Source organism: Methylobacterium bullatum (assembly GCF_014845095.1).
GTDB classification, from domain to species: domain Bacteria; phylum Pseudomonadota; class Alphaproteobacteria; order Rhizobiales; family Beijerinckiaceae; genus Methylobacterium; species Methylobacterium bullatum.
This window is the reverse complement of sequence record NZ_NKUG01000253.1, coordinates 1-724: the sequence shown is the minus strand read 5'-3', so window position 1 is coordinate 724 and position 724 is coordinate 1. Positions and strand designations below refer to the sequence as shown.

The 724-nt window shown below is 63.4% G+C and carries 1 protein-coding gene; it reads left to right on the top strand.

Going from position 1 to position 724, the window contains the following annotated elements:
- Positions 1-724: methylmalonyl-CoA mutase family protein (locus MBTS_RS22760; protein WP_244973626.1), on the top strand; the 724-nt coding region annotated here is incomplete at both ends.

Sequence of the window (724 nt, the reverse complement as noted above, 5' to 3'; positions counted from 1 at the left end):
TCGCCGGCCTCCAGGGCACCACGCAGAACGACATCATTAAGGAGTATCTCTCGCGCGGCACCTATGTGTTCCCGCCCGCGCCCTCGCTTCGCCTGACCAAGGACGTGATCCTGTTCACGACCAAGGAAGTGCCGAAGTGGAACCCGATGAACGTGTGTTCCTACCACCTGCAGGAGGCCGGAGCGACGCCGGTGCAGGAGCTCTCCTACGCGCTGGCCATCGCCATCGCAGTGCTCGACACGGTGCGCGACGACCCCGATTTCGACGAGGCGAGCTTCGCCGACGTGTTCAGCCGCATCTCGTTCTTCGTGAATGCCGGCATGCGGTTCGTGACCGAGATCTGCAAGATGCGGGCGTTCTCGGAACTGTGGGACGAGATCGCCCAGGAGCGCTACGGCATCACCGACCCGAAGAAGCGCATTTTTCGCTATGGCGTTCAGGTCAACAGCCTCGGGCTCACCGAGCAGCAACCCGAGAACAACGTCCACCGCATCCTCATCGAGATGCTGGCCGTCACCCTGTCGAAACGCGCCCGCGCCCGTGCCGTGCAGTTGCCGGCCTGGAACGAGGCTCTCGGCCTGCCGCGCCCCTGGGACCAGCAATGGTCCATGCGCATGCAGCAGATCCTCGCCTTCGAGACCGACCTCCTCGAATACGACGACATCTTCGACGGGTCGAAGGTCATCGACGCCAAGGTCGAATCCCTCAAGGAAGAGACCCGCGC